At 49.1% G+C, this 1,130-nt stretch carries 1 protein-coding gene; it reads right to left on the bottom strand.

All coding sequences use genetic code 11. The features are described from left to right. Nucleotides 1-1,083: VENN motif pre-toxin domain-containing protein (locus ACFSAV_RS09255; protein ID WP_379098870.1), on the bottom strand; the 1,083-nt coding region annotated here is incomplete at its 3' end. Nucleotides 1,084-1,130 lie beyond the last annotated feature (47 nt).

Genomic DNA, 1,130 nt, shown 5'->3' with positions numbered 1-1,130 from the left:
GGTGAGACTCGATACCGTCGTGTTACTCTGACTTGAACTCTGTGCCGTTAGCCCACCTGCCACCGCGGCTGTCATCGAACTTAACGCAGTGATTTGTGCTTTTTCCTCTGCAGTCAGCTGTTCTGCTTTGTCTTTGTTATATAGCACCTTCGCTAACATCGGTGCAGCCAACTCCGCACTCGCCGCCGCTATCGCACCTGACGTCGGGTTGCCTTGATTCGCCGCTGCTTCTATCGCTCCCCAAATCGCATGTGCTAGGGTGTTCGCAATTTTGTCGGTTTCCCCTTTGTCATTGGTGGTTGCCTCTTTAATCCATTGATTCACTTCCGGTGAAATCAATTGGGTCGCAATGCCCCCTGCCGCTTGTTTAGCCAGTATCCCCGTCAATAATGTAGTCAGCCTCTCCGCTGTCCGTTTATATTCCCCTTTATCTCCCCACTTCGCTTGCGCTTCTTCTGCCGCTAAAAGAGCGGTTTGTTTTTGTGTGATTTCAGTCTGATTCCCTGTTTGCTTCGCTTGTGCTAATGCCTTTTCCGCCCGCTTAACCGCAAGCTCCGCCTCTTCTTGCTGATTACTCGTATAAGTCCCTACCGCTGATTTTATCTCAGATACCGCTTTCGCTATCTCTTTCTGCTCGGCTAAAAGCTGAGTGACATCTTTGGCTTTACTCACTTCACTCTGAGCTTGACTTAAATCCGTATTTATTCCTAACGCTTCGGCTGTCGTTTCTGTCGGTTGGCTATCTTTATTCAGCACAATTCGCCCTGCCGTTAAGGTCGCCTTCGTCACACTGCGCTCTTTGCCCTCATTGTGCATCGGTAAACCTGCGTTAAAACTCGCGCCTTTCGCTCCTGCTATAAATTCCGCATTCGCACTCCCTGCTGGCACGACTTGGTGTGTATCCGCATCTCGATAATAATCCCTTCCTTTACCATAACCACCTGAAATCGATGCACTGCTGGCACTGTAACTCGATTCATTTTCAATATCTTCAAAACTGAATCTATTCGTCGTTAACTCACTCTCCGCTGGATTTGTCGAGGCTATCACTGCACCTCTTAAATGCACATTCTCTGCCGTCACATGATAACCCCCTTCCTCCGCTATTATCCCTGACAACTCGCGGACTT

This window comes from Pasteurella oralis (assembly GCF_042681465.1).
GTDB classification, from domain to species: Bacteria; Pseudomonadota; Gammaproteobacteria; order Enterobacterales; family Pasteurellaceae; genus Pasteurella; species Pasteurella oralis.
This window is presented reverse-complemented; position numbering and strand designations above follow the sequence as displayed.